Below are 657 nucleotides of genomic sequence, written 5' to 3'. Positions count from 1 at the left end.
TCAGCCCTTGCGGGTGTTGATCTCCTCGGTGAGGGCGGGGACGACGTCGAAGAGGTCGCCGACGACGCCGTAGTCGACGAGGTCGAAGATCGGGGCCTCGGCGTCCTTGTTGATCGCCACGATCGTCTTGGAGGTCTGCATGCCGGCCCGGTGCTGGATCGCGCCGGAGATACCGGAGGCGATGTACAGCTGCGGGGACACACTCTTGCCGGTCTGGCCGACCTGGTTGGTGTGCGGGTACCAGCCGGCGTCGACGGCGGCGCGCGAGGCGCCCACGGCCGCGCCGAGGGAGTCGGCGAGGGACTCGATGAGCGCGAAGTTCTCCGCGCCGTTGACCCCGCGGCCGCCGGAGACCACGATCGCGGCCTCGGTCAGCTCCGGGCGCCCGGTCGACTCACGCGGGGTGCGGGCGGTGACCTTGGTGCCGGTGGCCAGGGCGCCGAAGGACACCGTGAGGGCCTCCACCGTGCCGGCGGCCGGGGCGGCCTGCACGGCGGCGGAGTTCGGCTTGACGGTGATGACCGGGGTGCCCTTGACGACCCGGGTCCTGGTGGAGAAGGAGGCGGCGAACACCGACTGGGTGGCCACCGGACCCTCGTCACCGGCCTCCAGGTCGACGGCGTCGGTGATGATGCCGGAGCCGATCCGCAGCGCGAG

1 protein-coding gene is annotated in these 657 nt (G+C 72.0%); it reads right to left on the bottom strand.

The features are described from left to right. Nucleotides 1-657: electron transfer flavoprotein subunit alpha/FixB family protein (locus TN53_RS41625; RefSeq protein WP_046264095.1), on the bottom strand; the 657-nt coding region annotated here is incomplete at its 5' end.

The sequence above is a fragment of the Streptomyces sp. WM6386 genome, assembly GCF_000972385.1.
Classification (GTDB): Bacteria; Actinomycetota; Actinomycetes; order Streptomycetales; family Streptomycetaceae; genus Streptomyces.
The sequence above is the reverse complement of the archived record's forward strand: the minus strand, read 5'-3'. Positions and strand labels throughout refer to the sequence as shown.